Below are 14812 nucleotides of genomic sequence, written 5' to 3' on the forward strand. Positions count from 1 at the left end.
GCCCTGCTGAGGCCCACATGGAAACCTTCGACCTGCTCGCACATGGGCTCGTCACCGCCCTGCAGCCCTGGAATCTGCTTTACGCGCTGATCGGGGTGACCCTAGGTACCGCGGTCGGCGTGCTGCCGGGCATAGGGCCGGCGCTCACGGTCGCGCTCCTTCTGCCAGTCACCTATAAGCTCGATCCGGCCGGCTCGCTGATCATGTTCGCCGGCATCTATTACGGCGGCATGTATGGCGGATCGACCACCTCGATCCTGCTCAACACGCCCGGCGAAAGCGCGTCGATCGTCACCGCGCTGGAGGGCAACAAGATGGCCCGAGCCGGGCGCGGCGGGCCGGCATTGGCGACTGCGGCGATCGGCTCCTTCGTCGCCGGCCTCATCGCGACCATGGGCCTTGCCCTCATCGCACCCTGGATCGTCAGCCTGGCTCTGTCCTTCGGCCCTGCCGAATATTTCGCGCTGATGGTGCTGGCCTTCATGACGGTCTCCGCCGCTTTCGGCGAATCGACGTTGCGCGGCCTCACCGCGCTCTTCATCGGCCTGGCGCTCGGCCTGATCGGGATCGACCTGCAGACGGGCCAGGCGCGGCTTGCCTTCGGCATCCCTGACCTTCTCGACGGCGTCGAGGTGACGACGCTGGCGGTCGCCATGTTCGCGATCGGCGAGACGCTCAGCATCGCTTCGGCCAAGAGCAGCGGCGACGAACGGATCGAGCCCGTCCGCGGCTCCGTCTGGATGAACCGGGAGGATTGGGTGCGCTCCTGGAAGCCCTGGCTGCGCGGCACGGCGATTGGCTTCCCGATCGGCGCGATGCCGGCCGGCGGGGCCGAGATCGGCACCTTCATCTCCTATTCGGTGGAAAAGCAGCTCGCTTCAAAGCCGGAAGAGTTCGGCAAGGGCGCGATCGAGGGCGTCGCCGGCCCGGAAGCCGCGAACAATGCGTCCGCCGCCGGAACGCTAGTGCCTCTGCTGACGCTCGGCCTGCCGACCACGGCGACGGCGGCGATCATGCTCGCCGGCTTTCAGCAGTTCGGCCTGCAGCCCGGCCCGCTGCTCTTCGCCAACAACTCGGAGCTGGTCTGGGGCCTGATTGCCAGCCTTCTCGTGGCAAACCTGATGTTGCTGGTGCTGAACCTGCCGATGATCGGCCTTTGGGTGAAGCTTCTAACGATCCCCCGGCCGTGGCTCTACGCCGGCATCCTGACATTCGCGACGCTTGGCACGATCGGCGCCAATCCTTCGACCTTCGAGCTCGGCATGCTCCTGGCATTCGGCCTGCTCGGTTATGTCTTGCGCCTTTTCGGCTACCCGATCGCGCCGGTCGTGGTCGGCCTGATCCTCGGCCCGCTCGCCGAACAGCAACTCCGCCGTGCGCTGGCGATCAGCCAGGGCGACCCGACGGTTCTTGTCCACTCCCCGATCGCTGTGATCCTTCTCATCCTTGCGGCCACCGCCGTGATCCTGCCGATCGTCTTGAGAGCGCGCGGGCGAGGCAAGCTCCTGTCGCAACTCGCGGCCGAGGAAGATTGAGGAGATCGCCTGCGAGGATTCGACTCTTTTCGCCCGAGTCGACCCTTGAGCGGCTTACGCCATTAGCCGGCGGCGGGCTCAGACCCGGCGGATGTTACGGAAGCTGGCTGGATCCATGCCGAGAATGACCAGGGCGCGTGCCGGTGGCTGCCTGCGGCCTTCGATCGCGCGCGAGACGGCGAGGGCGCTGCCGAAGACTTCGAAGAAGCTGCCGATCGTGGAAATAGCACGGTTGGCCATGATTGGCTTCCTTTCGTAATGGAACAACGCTGTTTGCTGCATTGCACAACATGATTGCTGCATCGCACAAAAGATGGAGAGCTGGAAGATTTGTACGCTGCATGAGAGCCATGCGCCGAATGCATGGACGGGGCACCGGTAGGGGCCGTGCCGTTAGCGGTTAACCTCCGGGCGCCAGCGACAAGCGAGCGGCCTAATCCCGGAGAAGCCGGCCCGAACCAGGCCGACAGGCAACCAACATCGCCTACCCTTTTTCCAGAATCCCCCGGCTGAGCACAGCACCGAGAATACCCGCGAGGGCAAGCATCGCCAGCACGGCGCCGAAGCCTCCGAGCGCGGTGGCGATCGCGCCGCCGGCGACCCCGCAGCTGCCGCCGAGAAAGGTGCAGGCATTGACGATGCCCGAGCCTTGTCCTGCCTGTGCTGGTGAAAGAGCCGAGAGCGCCAAGCGCGGCGCCAATGCATAGGGTACAGCCAAGCCCGTGCCCATCATGAAGAACCCGATTGCGAGGAGAAACATCCCGCCACCGGCGATCGCCGCGCCGAGGATGGCGCTGCCGATTGCGACGAGCGCCATGCCGACCGTCATCGCATTGCCCAGCCCGAGCCTTGCCGCCGTTGCGGAAGCCGACAGGGCGAATCCCAACAGTGCCGCGCTGAGTGGCAAGAGCGCGGCACCTGCCTCCAGCGGGGTGAGGCCGAGCCCTTCCCGGCTTTGCGCGTATAGATTGAAATAGAGAAGCAGGCCCATGATGCTGAACATCGCAAGCGAGCCGACGGCGATGCCCATCACGAAGGACCGTCGCGCAAAGAAGTTGAGATCGACCAGCGGCGCCTCGCTGCGCCGCTCCACGCTCATAAGCAGGAGGAACGCGGAAACCGCGAGCACCAAGGTGCCGACAACCGGCAGCGGAGCTGTCAGCGCATTCGGCACAAGATGAAGAGCGAAGACCAGCGACACCATCAACATCGCGAGCAGGGCAAAGCCCCTCCAGTCCGTGCGTCGGCTTTGCACGGCAGGCCCGGCCATCGTGCCCGCGGAGGCGAGGCCGGCAATGGCGATCAGGATGAGCACGGCTATGCACCAGAAGATCGCGCGCCAGCCCGTCACGTGAGTAAGCACGCCGCCGAGCAGCGGCCCAATGCTGAAGCCGAGCATCAGGAACCCGGTCCAGGCGCCGATCGCCGACGTCCTGCGCTCAGGCAACGCGCCGGTGCCGATCGCGGCAAGGGTGCTGGGCACTGCCAATGCAGCGCCGAGGCCCTGCAAGGCCCTTCCCGCGAGCAGCATGGTTCCGCTGACGGAGAGCGCGATGATGCAGGAAGCAATGCCGAACATCGTCAGTCCTGCAATCGATGCCGCACGAGCGCCGAACCGGTCCGCCGCCCGGCCTCCGAGCACGACGCAAGCTGCGGAAACGACCAGATAGACATTGACCGCCCATTGCACCCCGGCCGCACTGAGGAGGAGCTCGGTCTTCATGGTCGGCAAGGCGGCCATGATCCCCGTGCTGTTGGCGCCGACCGAGAGCATCGCCACGCACGACGGCCACAGAATCCGCGCGAAACCTGTCTGCTCTTTCATCGTTGCTTGCGTCCCGCAAAGGGGATGGGGAACGGCTGAGGGTCGCCGAGTGTCCTCCTGAGGCAACCTGCTGATGGAACGAGCCCGTCCAGGCATGATAGCTGGCTATAGCTGCCGGGTCACCTGCACAGCGTGACCGCGGGCCTGTCTGTAGAGGAAAATTCCAGGTGGCGCGGCGGGGGCCTCGCGACTGCACTGCAAGGTTGGCTGAAGCAGAGCACCTTCGGCTTGGCTTGGCGCGCGTCGCACCTCCACCCTGTATCCCTCTCCACAAGGGGGAGGGGTCGTCAGCGTCGCGCCTTCAACATCCGATTGCCCCGCCATTTATTCACGCTGAGCCGAGCCTTCGCGAAGCACCCCGGCGCAGGATTGCGAGCGCGTTCTTGAGTTCTGACGGCGTGCGCACGCCGTTTTCGAAGAGCGTGTAGACCCTCTTGCTGGCGACGTCCCACTCTTCGCTTGCATCCAAAATGCCGTGTTCGTGGCAATAATCATCGAGCACGGCGGTCAGCATTCGCAGCTGCTCGGAATCGGCAATTCCAGTAGGCGGCATCGCGGAACTCCCTGGCAGGCACTGCAGTGGCCAAGGCAAGTCCACGCCTGTTACCGGCGCCGCGCAATAAAAAATGACACATCAGCCCTTGGTTCGGCCGATCCATTCGGCGCGGAAGGACAATATCGCGCGGAAGATATCGAAACCGGCCTCGTCGCGCACAGTGACGGTGAACTCCGCACGGTCGCCGTTGGGCAGCTTTTCGCGGGCGATATCCGGCAACGCGTCTATGGCAAGATCGCGCACCTGTTCGAGATCGTTATCCAGGTCGAGACCGATCCTGTCGACAGTGGTGGTCTCGCCATCGAAGACGTCGAAATAAAATCTTGGCATGTACGACGCCTTTGCGGTCGCCGCTCCGCTACAGGATCCAGATTTCATCCTGCACTAGCGCGGCTCCTTCACGAGGTTGAGGTAGGAGGGATCGAAGTCGGCAAACCGCTTGAGGCGTGCGAGGTCCGGAATCGTGACTACTCGGCTGCTCCACGCCACCAGGCCCTTGGCGCGAAGCTCCTGGATTGTCCTGTTCACGTGAACGAGCGAGAGCCCGACCATGTCCGAGATGTCGGTCTGCGTCGGCGGGAACTCGAATGAACCATCCTTGACCAGGCCGAGCAGATCAAGACGCTCATGCAGTTCGCAGAGCAGGTGCCCGATATGCTGGGCAGGGGTCCGGCGGCCGATGCTGGATATCCAGGCGCGCTGGATCGCAGCGTCGATCAGCGTCGCCAACCAGAACAACCTGCCGAGATGCGGCGAGGCTGCTATCGCCTCGCGGAGGCTCGAATGCGGTATGTATGCGGCAGTGCATTGACGGATCGCGACGATGCTGTGGTCCATGGTCTTCAACAGGAAGCAGTGCAGGTCCACGAAGTCGCCGGGAACATGTACGGCGGAAATCTGGCGTGCGCCGTCGGACAGAAACTGGGCCCGGGCGGTGAAACCCGTAAGCACCAGGCAGCTTTCGCTGGGCCGCGACCCCTCTGCGACAAGCTCCTGCCCATCGTCGAACGATTGCACGCGAAACCGAAAGCCCTCGATAATGGCCTTCTCGATATCGGACAGCTCGTCGCGCCGCTCCAGCCCCGCGATCAGCCTTTCGAACATCGGCTTCCCTTTTCGTTCTGCTGCCGGTCAGCAGCGCAGGGTAGCTGTAGCATCTGCTAATATTGACTGAACTGGCGAGGGTAGGAATCGTTCCGGAAAGGAGCGGACCTGGCGTGCGTGGAAATCGCGGTACGCCAAAATGCCAGGCGCCCTTCCTCTCCTCTTTTTGAGGGGGAGAGGTGCCTGGCCAAGGGAGGCGGAGCGGGGGGGCCGCCGTGCCATATCAAATTGCCCTGCCGCTCACGCGGCGAGGTTAGGAGTGACGGGCCGCTTTCAGCCTAAGGGGAGATGGCTCCAGGCGGCGTTCAACCGCCCCCGGTGCCGCGACCCGCCTTCAAAACGGCTTCGCCACGACGTAGCCGTACCAGTGTTCCCGGAATCCGGCCGGTGACATCTTGGTATTCGGTGCCGGGATATCCCATTGGCCCCAGCCCCAGGTATAGACCGTCAGCCTCACCTCCTGGCCCGTAACAGCAATGGGCGAGCGAAGGATCACGAAGTGGTTTCCTTTCCAGGACGAATCGGCCTGCTGCTTCGGCTTCAGCAGCTTTGAATTGATGCGAAGCATGATTCGATAACCGTCGTTGTAGAGCTTGTTGATGAGGTCGATGTCGGATGCACCGCGGCTCGAGAACATGTTGTCCTCGGCACGCACATCGGTGTAACCCGCCTTCGAAAACCACCTCGCTACCTCGCTATTGGTAGCACCGTCCGAGAACCAGTTTCGGTCTACGCCGTCATAATCGAGGAGGAAGTTCTCGGAATCTCGGAGGCTGCCGGCCGTCAGCCATTCCCCGTGGCTCATCGGCGGCTGTGGTGCATAGTTGCGGCAATCTGAGCCGGGCTCTACTTCGATGCGACCGATCTTGGCTTTGCCGTTTTCAAACAGATCGATCCCGTATCGCGCATATGCGGCGGGCGAGTCGAATGCGAGGCTATAAAGGAACGACACCGGCCCGCATAACCCGGCATTCTGTTGATTGATGATATTCGGATTGGCGACCCTCAGCAGCAGGTCGATGCCGACGCGATTGCGATCCAATTTTGGAAAACGCTGCGGCCCGTTTCGTTCAAGGAAATCACACAGAATTTCCGCCGCATATTTCTGCCGCGTGGTGGAGAAATATATGGGTCCATATCCGAGGGCCTGATTGACCTCGAAGGCCAAATTCAAGAGCAGATATCTCGAGCGTTCCGGTATGGTCTCGGACGTCCTTGCGATCTTCTGCAGATCGTTGACTTCAACACCCGAAAGATTGCCGTCGTCGAGCACCTTGCGAAGTACGTCTATGACCTCGCCATGGGTCAGCTGCTTATCGGCCAATGCAACTCGAAAAGCATCTCGAACTTTTGGGCTGTAAATATCACTCCAATCAATCGCCACAGCGGCTCTCCCAATGAAAGGCGGCATTTGCCTGGGCAAATTCGTACAGCCGTCGTGATTCAGTGGGTTGTCGCCGAAGGCTCCGATCGTTTCAGCCCGGCTCTCGATCGCTACTGGCCGACTAGGCCCAGTTCCTGAGCTTCGAGGTCTGACCGATCCCCGGATTGAGCACGTTTGTGGGATCGAGCGAGCGATAGAAATCCACGAGCACCGGCTTGCCCTGGTAAAGGTGGCCGACATTGTGCTCGGACGGGAACTCGATGCCGCGTCCTTTCAGATGCGAGATGATCCGGTGCTCGATGGCGAGCCAGTCGGCCCCCTTCTTGACCGCATAGTCATAGTGGAAGACCTGGCAGAAGAAATGACCGCAGGGAATCTTGCGATCGATGCTTGCCTCGACATCCGGCGGCAACGTCTCGCGCCAGTCGAGCGTGTTGCGCGGGAGGGCAAGGTCGAGCGCGACGATGTTCTCGACGGTCTCGGCGTGCACCGCGCGATAGCGGACTGAGGCTCCGCCCACCGCATAGCGGTTGCGAAAGGCGGCCGCAGCTTCTTCCTCGTCGCATTCGAAGAAGTCGCCCGTGGCGGACGGAAAGAGCGAGGCCAGGTAGGCACGCGCCTCCTCTATGCCGTCGCCGTCCATCCGCAGCAGCAGGTGATGTTCGTAGGCGTCGCGGAAGGCGTTCATGCGTGGCGGGAGGTGGTTGGGCAGCAGGCTGACGACGGCTTGCAGAATGCGGTCAGAAGAATTGCTGCCCAATCCCAGTCGGGTCGCGACCGCGTCAAATCGACTCTTCGCGGCAAAGGCTGCCGAGATGTGCTCGGTGCCGATATGCTTGAGGAAAAGATAGAGGTCCTTGCCGTAAGTCTCGGCCAATCGGTAGGCGTCGCGATGCAGGTATTCGCCGGCCACAGGCAGGCTGTCGAAGCTGCCCAGTATGTGACGCCGGATGTTGGTCAGTTCCATGTGGTCGTTGGAGCCCACGTAGAACACCCGCATTGGGCCGTAGCTCGGGAAGGTGTCGAGCCGCACTGCAAAGACGCAAAGTTTGCCGGCAGAGCCCGAAGTCTCATAAAGCAGCCGCGGATCGTTGTTGTAGCGGGCCGGCAGCGAAGCATCGATGTCACGGATCAGCGTCTGATATTCGGGATCGGAGGCCAGCTTGCCCGTATCGTGCGTGATATCGGCTTCCTCGTAGTCCCTCCTGTCGAGTCGCGAGAGGATCCCTTCCGGGCTATCGCCGAGCTCGATGCCCAGATGATTGACGAGCGACACGCTGCCGTTCTCGTCCACACGGGCGAACAGGGCGAGCTGTGTGAAAGCCGGGCCACGCCGCAGCAGCGCACCGCCGGAATTGTTGCAGACGCCGCCGACGACGGAGGCACCGATCGTCGTGGAACCGATCACCGAATGTGGCTCGCGTCCCAGCGGCCGGATCTGGCGCTCGAGCTGGTGCAATGTCGCGCCCGCGAGGCAGAGCACCTGGCGACCGCCGTCGATCAGGTCGATGCGATCGATGCGCAGCGTGTTGATGAGCACCACCTCGCGGTCATAGTCGTTGCCGAACGGCGTCGATCCGCCGTTGAGACCGGTGTTGGCGGCCTGCAGGATGACGATCCGGCCAGCCTCGATGCAGGACTTGAATACCCGCCATTGCTCAAGCAGCGTGCCGGGCCGCACCACAGCCAGTACATCGCCGTCGCCATACCGGTAACCCTTGCGGAACCGCCGCGTAAGGCGCTCGCCAGTCAGGACATGGCGGCGGCCGACGAGGCCGCGCAGCTGCGCCAGCAGCGCTTCGCGGGAGACGGTGGCAGAAGTCATCTGGCTCCTCTCGGCAGGGGTGGCCGTTCGCGGCGGTCATCGGCCTGTGCTTGGAGATCATGGTCCGGTCTCGTCTGCACGGTATGCCGGCAGGGCTCCGGCGGCGACGGCTCAATAGGTCGCCCGGCCTCCGGAAAGGTCGAACACGGCGCCGGTGGTGAAAGAGTTCTCCTCGGTCGCGAGCCAGCAGATCATGGAGGCTGCCTCGCTGAGCTCCAGCATGCGGCCGCGCGGAATCTTGGAGAGGATCATCTGCAGGAAGTCGGGTGCCTGGCTCATGGCCATGGTGGTCTTGGCAACCGCTGGCGTCACCGCGTTGACGGCGATGTCGTATTTCGCGAGTTCCTTGCCGAGCGACTTGGTGAGCGCCAACACGCCGGCCTTCGTCGACGAATAGGCGGGGGCGCCGGGATTGCCTTCCTTGCCTGCGACGGAGCTCAGGTTAACGATGCGGCCATAGCCGCGCTCGATCATGTGCGGAACGACGGCGCGGCAGACGAAGAACGTGCCGACGAGGCCGACATGGACCACGTCCATGAACGCCTGGGGCGGATACTCCCAGGTATTGGCGTTGGGGCCGACGATGGCGGCATTGTTGATGAGGATGTCGATTTTGCCGAACCGGTCCAGCACTGCCCTGACCGCGGCATCCACCGATTCCACGCTGCCGATGTCGGCATGCAGCGTCTGCACCTTGCCGTCACGGCCATATTTCCGGTCGAGCGTATCGAGCAGCTTCTGGTCGCGGTCCCAGATGGAAACAGAGCCACCGTGCTGCAGCATGCGCTCGGCAACGGACAGGCCGATGCCTTGCCCACCGCCGGTGATGATGGCAACGCGGTTCTCGAAATCATAGCTGTTCATGGCCCAAAAGTCCTCGGTGGTGGACAGAAAGGCGCCGGCCTTTCAGCCGGCGCCTCGAGAGTTGATGACCCTCTAGAAGTTGAACTCGTCGATGTTCTCGGCGTTGAAGGTCGTGAGTGAAGCCTGCGTGTTGATCGAATTGCCCTTATTGATGGTGATCGTCCCCAGGTTCGGGACATCGAAGGTGGCGCCGACCTCGTTCTTCACGGTGCCGTTCTTGAGATCTACCGAGAAATGGGCAGCCAGCCAGCCCTCATTGTAAGGCGACCAGAGCTGGAAGGCCTTCACGGTCCCGTCCTTGATGAAGTCGCGCATTTCGCTCGGCAGGCCGAGGCCGGTCACCTTCACCTGCTCGGCGACGCCGCGCGACTGGACGACCTGCGCGGCGGCGGCCACGCCGACGGTCGTCGGCGCGATCACGCCCTTGAGGTTGGGGTAATTGGAGAGCAGCGCTTCCATCTCCGTGGTCGACTTCTCCGGCTGGTCGTCGCCGTAGACCGTCGCCACCAGCTTCATCTTGGCGTACTTCGGATCCTTGAGCGCCTCGTTCATGCCCTGGATCCAGAAGTTCTGATCAGGCGCTTCGGTGGTGGCCGAGAGAATTGCGATCTCGCCCTCGTAACCGATCAGCGAGCCAACCATCTCCACCTGATCGGCGCCCACCTTGGTGAAGTCGGTCGGCAGGATGGTTGCGTCGCGATGCGGCTCGTTGCCGGTGATGTCGCCGTTCACGGTAAGGATGGTGATACCCTTTGCGCGGGCGGCGTCGAACACCTGGTTCAGCGCGTCCGGGCTGTTGGGGGATATGGCGATGACGTCGACGCCGCGCTGGACCTGCGCCTCGATGAACGGGATCTGCGAGGTCGCTTCGGCGGTCGCCGGGGCGACGAACTCGAAGTTGCAGGCAATCTTCTGGCAGGCGTCGACGAAGCCCTTGGTCAGGGAATCGAAATACGGATTGCCGGTATTCTTGCCGATGAAGACGATATCGATCTTGTCCTTGGCAAAGGCGCCGGTCGACAGAGCAAGGCTCGCCGCCAGAACCATCATTGATTTCTTCAGCACTTCAAATCCTCCTTGTTGAAAGTAGCTGTCGATGTATCCCGGTCTCGACCCGGGGTAGTTGCCCCGCTACCTCTGCGTGCGGGAATAGATGAAATTGGTGGCGATGATTGCGACGATGAGCAGCACACCCAGCACCGTGAGCTGAATGGCCGGCAACAGGTTGGCGACCGTCATGCCCGTGGACACGACGACCAGCAGCCAGGCGGCGAGAAAGGTGCCGAGAATGGTGCCGCGGCCGCCGAAGATGTAAGTGCCGCCCAGCATCGCCATGAGCACCATCTGCAGCTCCCCGCCAAGGCCGAGGTCGTAACGCACCGATCCGAGACGCGAGGCGGTCATCATGCCGGCAACGGCGGCGACCAGCCCCATGAGCAGGAACAGGACAAGCTTGATCCGCCGCGTGCGGATGCCGGCATAGCGGGCCGCCACCTCGTTGGTGCCGATCTGGTAGATCTGCCGGCCAAAGATGGTGCTGGCCAATGTCAGCCCCAGCACGAGGGCGGCGACGACGAAGATCACCACCGGCATCGGCACCCCGAGCACCAGCACCTTGTCGATCCCGATGAACCAGTCCGGCACGCGGATCGACTTGTCGCCGGCGATAAGCTGCGCCAGCCCCCGGCAGAGCGTCAACGTGCCAATGGTGACGATGATGGAGGGTAGCTGCAGGGCGATGATCATGAACGCGTTGAGCACGCCTGTCGCAAGGCCCGCGAGGAGGCCGATGGCGACGGCAATCGGAATCGGGAAGCCGGAGGCCTGCGCCCAGGCGAAAAGGCAGGCCGAGAGCGCCATGTTCGCTGCAGGCGAGAGATCGATCTCGCCGGCGATGATCACCATGGTCAGCACCAGCGCGACAATGGCGAACTCTGCCGAAAGCGTGAAGCTGCGCAGAATATATCCGATGTCGAGGAAATAGGGCGACAGCTGGCTGGCGAAGACGATCGCGGCGATCAGGAGCACGAGCGTCATTGTCTCGGGCCGCACGAGGATGACGTGCCACAGCGGGCGCGGCGCCGCCGCTTCCAGTCTCGTCGGCGAGGTCAGAGTAGGCGTGCCCATCGTGCTCATGCCCGCATCCGTTTCAGGCTGACGATGCCTTGCAGCCGGACCGAGCGATCGATCACCAGCGCGACAAGGATGACCGCCCCGTAAATGGCGCCTTGCGCTATGCCCGGAATGCCCAGCAGCGGCAAAGCCGCGGCGACGCAACCCAGCAGCAGCACGCCGAGCATCACCCCCAGCACGGTGCCGACGCCGCCATTGATCGAGACGCCGCCGATTACCACCGCCGCGATGACCTGAAACTCGAAGCCAAAGCCCGTATTGGAGGGATTCACGAAGCCCCAGCGGCTCGCATACATGATGCCGGCGAGGCCGGACAGCGCCCCCGAGATCGTGAAGACAAGCAGCGTCACCCGGTTGACCTTGACGCCGCGCAGCGCCGCCGCGGCCGGGTTCGATCCGAGCGCGAAGATCTGCCGGCCTACTCGCGTATGCATTGTGAACCAGTAAGCCAGGGCGGCGATGCCGAGCGCCATCAGGATGATCCAAGGAATCCCGAAGATCGGTGACGTCTGGCTCATCGCCTTGAGGGCTGAGGGCACGAACTGGCGGTCCACCTGGCGCGCATTGGAGACGATAAAGGTGAGGCCGCGATAAAGGTTGAGCGTGCCCAGCGTCACGATGATCGCAGGCAGCCTGAAGGCTGTCACGAGCGCGCCGTTGACGAGACCGAGCAGCGCACCCGTGCCGATGGCGACGATGAAGCCTACACCCCACGGAATTTCGGGCAGGTCGCGGAACATCATGCCGGTGAGCATCGCCGAGAGGCCGAGCATCGAGCCGATCGAGAGATCGACATGGCGAGCCACGATCACGAGCATCTGCCCCATGGCGGCGATCATGATCAGCGGCACGAGCAGGAGGATCACGCGCAGCTGGTTCACCGTCAGGAACTGCGGCTTGTAGAGACCGACGGTCAGGCAGAAGAGCAGGATCATCGCGGCGATGCCTGCCTCGCGTCGCAGAAGGGTGCCGCGCAACATGTTCATGCCGCCGCCTCGACACGCTGGGCGCGCGGCACGGCGGCCTGCATCACCTTCTCCTGGGTCGCCTCGGTCCTCGGAATCTCGGCCGTCAGGCGCCCCTCGGCCATCACCAGGACGCGATCGCAGAGCGCCAGCAGTTCGGGAAGCTCGGACGAGATCAGCAGGATGGCTCTTCCCTGCGCGGCGAGCTCGCCGATGATGTCGTAGAATTCGGCCTTGACCCCGATGTCGACGCCGCGGGTCGGCTCGTCGAGGATCAGAATGCTCGGGTCGGAGAGAAGCCAGCGTGCGAGGATGGCCTTCTGCTGATTGCCGCCCGAAAGCTCGCCTATGGGCTGGTTGATCGAGGCCAGGCGGATGCGAAGCTTCTTCACGGACTCGGCGGCGAGCACCCTTTCGGTCGCACGCCTGATGATACCGCTCGGCGCAATCTTGCCCGGTACGGCGGCTGTGATGTTCTGCTCGACCGGAAGGCTGCGGAAGATGCCCGCCGTGGCCCGGTCTTCGGGCACGAAGGCCAGGCCGAGCGCTATTGCGTCGTCGGGCTGGCGGATGTCCGCCAGCTTGCCGTTCACCTTCACCGAACCGCTCTCCGCCGGCTGCACTCCAAAGATCGCGCAGGCCACGTCGGTGCGGCCGGCACCGACGAGGCCGCCCAGCCCGACGATCTCTCCGTGCCGTACCGTGAAGCTGATGTCCCGGAACCTGCCCGGCAGCGTCAAACGCTCGACTTCGAGCGCGACCTCGCCGATCGAGGCATTCTGCTTGTGCATGTACTCCTTGAGCGGTCGCCCGATCATCAGGCGTATGATGTCGGCGTCGTCCAGCTTGCCGATGGCGTCGGTGGAGACCTTGTTGCCATCGCGAAAAATGGTGACGCGATCGCAGAGCGCGCGCACCTCTTCGAGCCGGTGGGAGATGAAGATGATGGTGCGCCCCTCGTCGCGCAGGCGGCGAGCGATGCCGAACAGCGTCTCCACCTCCTTGGGCGTCAGCGGCGCGGTCGGCTCGTCCATGATGATGAGCCGGCTGTCGGATGCAAGCGCGCGGCCGATCTCGACCATCTGTTGATCCGCGATGGAAAGACCGCGCATCGGCCTGGTCACGTCGATGGCGACGTCGAGCAGGTCCATGTGCCGGCGTGCCTCGCGCGTCATCTCCGGCCACGGCACGCGACTGAACCAGCCGCCCTCGCCGCGGCCGAGCACGAGGTTTTCCGCAACCGACAGATCGGGGAAGGAGATCGGCTCCTGGTGGATGAGCGTGATGCCGAGCTTCTGCGCCACGATCGGACTGGAAATGTCGACGGGCTGCCCATTCAGGTTGAGCGTGCCGCGCGTGGGCCTGTGCACACCCGCGAGGATCTTGGCGAATGTCGATTTGCCGGCGCCATTCTCGCCGAGGAGCGCATGGATCTCGCCCTTTGTCAGATCGAGATCGACATCGCGCAGGACCTCGACCCCGGCGAAGGACTTCGAGATGCCACGAGCCGAGAGCAGCGGAACGGTCCAGTTGTCGCTCATGCCGGCACTGGGGCTGCGGGATGCAACAATCCTTGCGACTTCAGGTCGGCCCAGAAGGCTCCAGGTATCCTCGCGTCGAGCGCAGCCACGTTGGCCCTCACCTCGGAAGGCTTTGCGGCGCCTGGGATCACGGATACGACGGCGGGGTGCGCGAGCACGAACTGCAGCGCCGCTGCCGGCATGCTGACGGAGTGGGTCGTGCAGACCGCTTCGATGCCGCGCACCTTCGCCTGAACCTCCGGCGGAGCTTTTCCGTAGGCGTACATGGCGCCGGCCCCTGAGCCGGTGACCAGGATGCCGGAGGCGAACGGAGCGCCTATGATGACGCCGATCCCGCGATCCAGGCAACGCTTCATGCTGGTGTCGAGGACGGACTGGTCGAGGAGGGTATAGGGAACCGCGACGATCGCGAAATCGACGTCGATCTCGGTCAGCATCTCGTCGAGATTGCCGGGCACGTTGTTGCCGACGCCGATTGCCTTGATGTGCCCATGCCGCTTGAGCTCCTCGAGCGCCTTCATGCCGGTGCCGGTGAGCTGCTTCATGAAGCCGGTGACGGCCTCGGGAGTGTGGAACATGGTGTCGAGATCGTGGATCACCAGCGAGTCCACGGTGTTGAGGGCCAGGCGCTGCAAGACCTGTTCGTAGGCGCGCATAATCCCGTCATATGTGTAGTCGAACACCACGTCGAACGGGAGCCCGCCGGCCCATGGGGCAGTGCTGAACGTCGCCGGATCGTCTGGCCGCCGCAGGATCCGCCCCACCTTGGTGTTGACGATGAACTCGTCCCGCGGGCGCTGGCGCAGGAAGCCGCCGAGCCGATGCTCGGAAAGCCCACGGCCGTACCACGGCGCCGTGTCGTAGAACCTCACTCCCGAATTCCACGCGGCCTCCAGTGTGGCGCGCGATTCCGCTTCGTCGACTTTGCCGTAAAGCTCGCCCAGATGCGCGGCGCCGAAGCCGAAGATCGGCAATTCCAGCGAAGTCCGCCCGACACGGCGGCGAGTGGAAATGGAGACGGTCACGGCTTCGGTCCCTCCCATAGCAGTGCGGCGAGGTGCTCCTCCGCCCGTTCGCCGA

At 63.5% G+C, this 14812-nt stretch carries 14 protein-coding genes; 1 reads left to right on the forward strand and 13 read right to left on the reverse strand.

All coding sequences use genetic code 11. The features are described from left to right. The first annotated feature begins 17 nt into the window (after positions 1–17). Positions 18–1535 (forward strand): tripartite tricarboxylate transporter permease, encoded by a 1518-nt coding sequence (locus tag SAZ10_RS25875; RefSeq protein WP_318612290.1) that lies wholly within the window; start codon positions 18–20, stop codon positions 1533–1535. Between the two features lie 78 nt (positions 1536–1613). Here the strand turns inward: SAZ10_RS25875 and SAZ10_RS25880 are convergent, their stop codons facing one another. The 13 genes from SAZ10_RS25880 to SAZ10_RS25940 form a co-directional block, all read right to left on the reverse strand. Then, on the reverse strand, positions 1614–1775 hold the full coding sequence (locus SAZ10_RS25880; protein ID WP_318612291.1) for a hypothetical protein: 162 nt from the start codon (positions 1773–1775) through the stop codon (positions 1614–1616). A gap of 244 nt (positions 1776–2019) precedes the next feature. Further along, positions 2020–3360 carry an MFS transporter gene (locus SAZ10_RS25885; RefSeq protein WP_318612292.1) on the reverse strand — a complete coding sequence of 447 codons (1341 nt, stop codon included), beginning with the start codon at positions 3358–3360 and terminating at the stop codon, positions 2020–2022. A gap of 328 nt (positions 3361–3688) precedes the next feature. Beyond that, a complete protein-coding gene (locus SAZ10_RS25890) occupies positions 3689–3913 on the reverse strand; it encodes a hypothetical protein (protein ID WP_318612293.1) in 225 nt (74 codons plus the stop codon). 81 nt (positions 3914–3994) lie between these two features. Further along, the gene (locus SAZ10_RS25895; protein WP_318612294.1) at positions 3995–4246 is read right to left on the reverse strand and encodes a DUF6894 family protein; all 252 of its coding nucleotides are present in this window, start codon (positions 4244–4246) and stop codon (positions 3995–3997) included. Between the two features lie 54 nt (positions 4247–4300). Continuing rightward, positions 4301–5020, reverse strand: a complete 720-nt coding sequence (locus SAZ10_RS25900) for a Crp/Fnr family transcriptional regulator (RefSeq protein WP_318612295.1) — start codon at positions 5018–5020, stop codon at positions 4301–4303. Positions 5021–5354: 334 nt separating this feature from the next. Further along, positions 5355–6404, reverse strand: a complete 1050-nt coding sequence (locus SAZ10_RS25905) for a hypothetical protein (protein ID WP_318612296.1) — start codon at positions 6402–6404, stop codon at positions 5355–5357. A 121-nt stretch (positions 6405–6525) separates the two neighbouring features. Continuing rightward, positions 6526–8229, reverse strand: a complete 1704-nt coding sequence (dld, locus tag SAZ10_RS25910) for a D-lactate dehydrogenase (RefSeq protein ID WP_318612297.1) — start codon at positions 8227–8229, stop codon at positions 6526–6528. Positions 8230–8340: 111 nt separating this feature from the next. Further along, the gene (locus tag SAZ10_RS25915; RefSeq protein WP_318612298.1) at positions 8341–9093 is read right to left on the reverse strand and encodes an SDR family NAD(P)-dependent oxidoreductase; all 753 of its coding nucleotides are present in this window, start codon (positions 9091–9093) and stop codon (positions 8341–8343) included. 72 nt (positions 9094–9165) lie between these two features. Next, positions 9166–10158 carry a substrate-binding domain-containing protein gene (locus SAZ10_RS25920; protein WP_318612299.1) on the reverse strand — a complete coding sequence of 331 codons (993 nt, stop codon included), beginning with the start codon at positions 10156–10158 and terminating at the stop codon, positions 9166–9168. 66 nt (positions 10159–10224) lie between these two features. After that, positions 10225–11229, reverse strand: coding sequence for an ABC transporter permease (locus tag SAZ10_RS25925; RefSeq protein ID WP_318612300.1), 1005 nt, complete (start codon positions 11227–11229; stop codon positions 10225–10227). After that, positions 11226–12212, reverse strand: a complete 987-nt coding sequence (locus tag SAZ10_RS25930) for an ABC transporter permease (protein WP_318612301.1) — start codon at positions 12210–12212, stop codon at positions 11226–11228. The genes SAZ10_RS25925 and SAZ10_RS25930 overlap by 4 nt, the downstream gene beginning before the upstream one ends. Further along, entirely contained in the window at positions 12209–13732 is a 1524-nt protein-coding gene (locus SAZ10_RS25935; protein ID WP_318612302.1) for a sugar ABC transporter ATP-binding protein, read from the reverse strand. Before SAZ10_RS25935 ends, SAZ10_RS25930 begins: the two co-directional genes overlap by 4 nt. Further along, positions 13729–14757 (reverse strand): aldo/keto reductase, encoded by a 1029-nt coding sequence (locus SAZ10_RS25940; RefSeq protein WP_318612303.1) that lies wholly within the window; start codon positions 14755–14757, stop codon positions 13729–13731. Before SAZ10_RS25940 ends, SAZ10_RS25935 begins: the two co-directional genes overlap by 4 nt. Positions 14758–14812: the final 55 nt, after the last annotated feature.

The organism is Mesorhizobium sp. BAC0120 (assembly GCF_033542235.1).
GTDB lineage: Bacteria > Pseudomonadota > Alphaproteobacteria > Rhizobiales > Rhizobiaceae > JAWRCU01.

Bases quoted from the DNA above. Each gene is read 5' to 3' on its own strand.
- SAZ10_RS25915 (WP_318612298.1), bottom strand. From the start codon at position 9,093: ATGAACAGCTATGATTTCGAGAACCGCGTTGCCATCATCACCGGCGGT.
- SAZ10_RS25890 (WP_318612293.1), bottom strand. From the start codon at position 3,913: ATGCCGCCTACTGGAATTGCCGATTCCGAGCAGCTGCGAATGCTGACC.
- SAZ10_RS25925 (WP_318612300.1), bottom strand. From the start codon at position 11,229: ATGAGCACGATGGGCACGCCTACTCTGACCTCGCCGACGAGACTGGAA.
- SAZ10_RS25885 (WP_318612292.1), bottom strand. From the start codon at position 3,360: ATGAAAGAGCAGACAGGTTTCGCGCGGATTCTGTGGCCGTCGTGCGTG.
- dld (WP_318612297.1), bottom strand. From the start codon at position 8,229: ATGACTTCTGCCACCGTCTCCCGCGAAGCGCTGCTGGCGCAGCTGCGC.
- SAZ10_RS25935 (WP_318612302.1), bottom strand. From the start codon at position 13,732: ATGAGCGACAACTGGACCGTTCCGCTGCTCTCGGCTCGTGGCATCTCG.
- SAZ10_RS25895 (WP_318612294.1), bottom strand. From the start codon at position 4,246: ATGCCAAGATTTTATTTCGACGTCTTCGATGGCGAGACCACCACTGTC.
- SAZ10_RS25900 (WP_318612295.1), bottom strand. From the start codon at position 5,020: ATGTTCGAAAGGCTGATCGCGGGGCTGGAGCGGCGCGACGAGCTGTCC.
- SAZ10_RS25875 (WP_318612290.1), top strand. From the start codon at position 18: ATGGAAACCTTCGACCTGCTCGCACATGGGCTCGTCACCGCCCTGCAG.
- SAZ10_RS25930 (WP_318612301.1), bottom strand. From the start codon at position 12,212: ATGAACATGTTGCGCGGCACCCTTCTGCGACGCGAGGCAGGCATCGCC.
- SAZ10_RS25880 (WP_318612291.1), bottom strand. From the start codon at position 1,775: ATGGCCAACCGTGCTATTTCCACGATCGGCAGCTTCTTCGAAGTCTTC.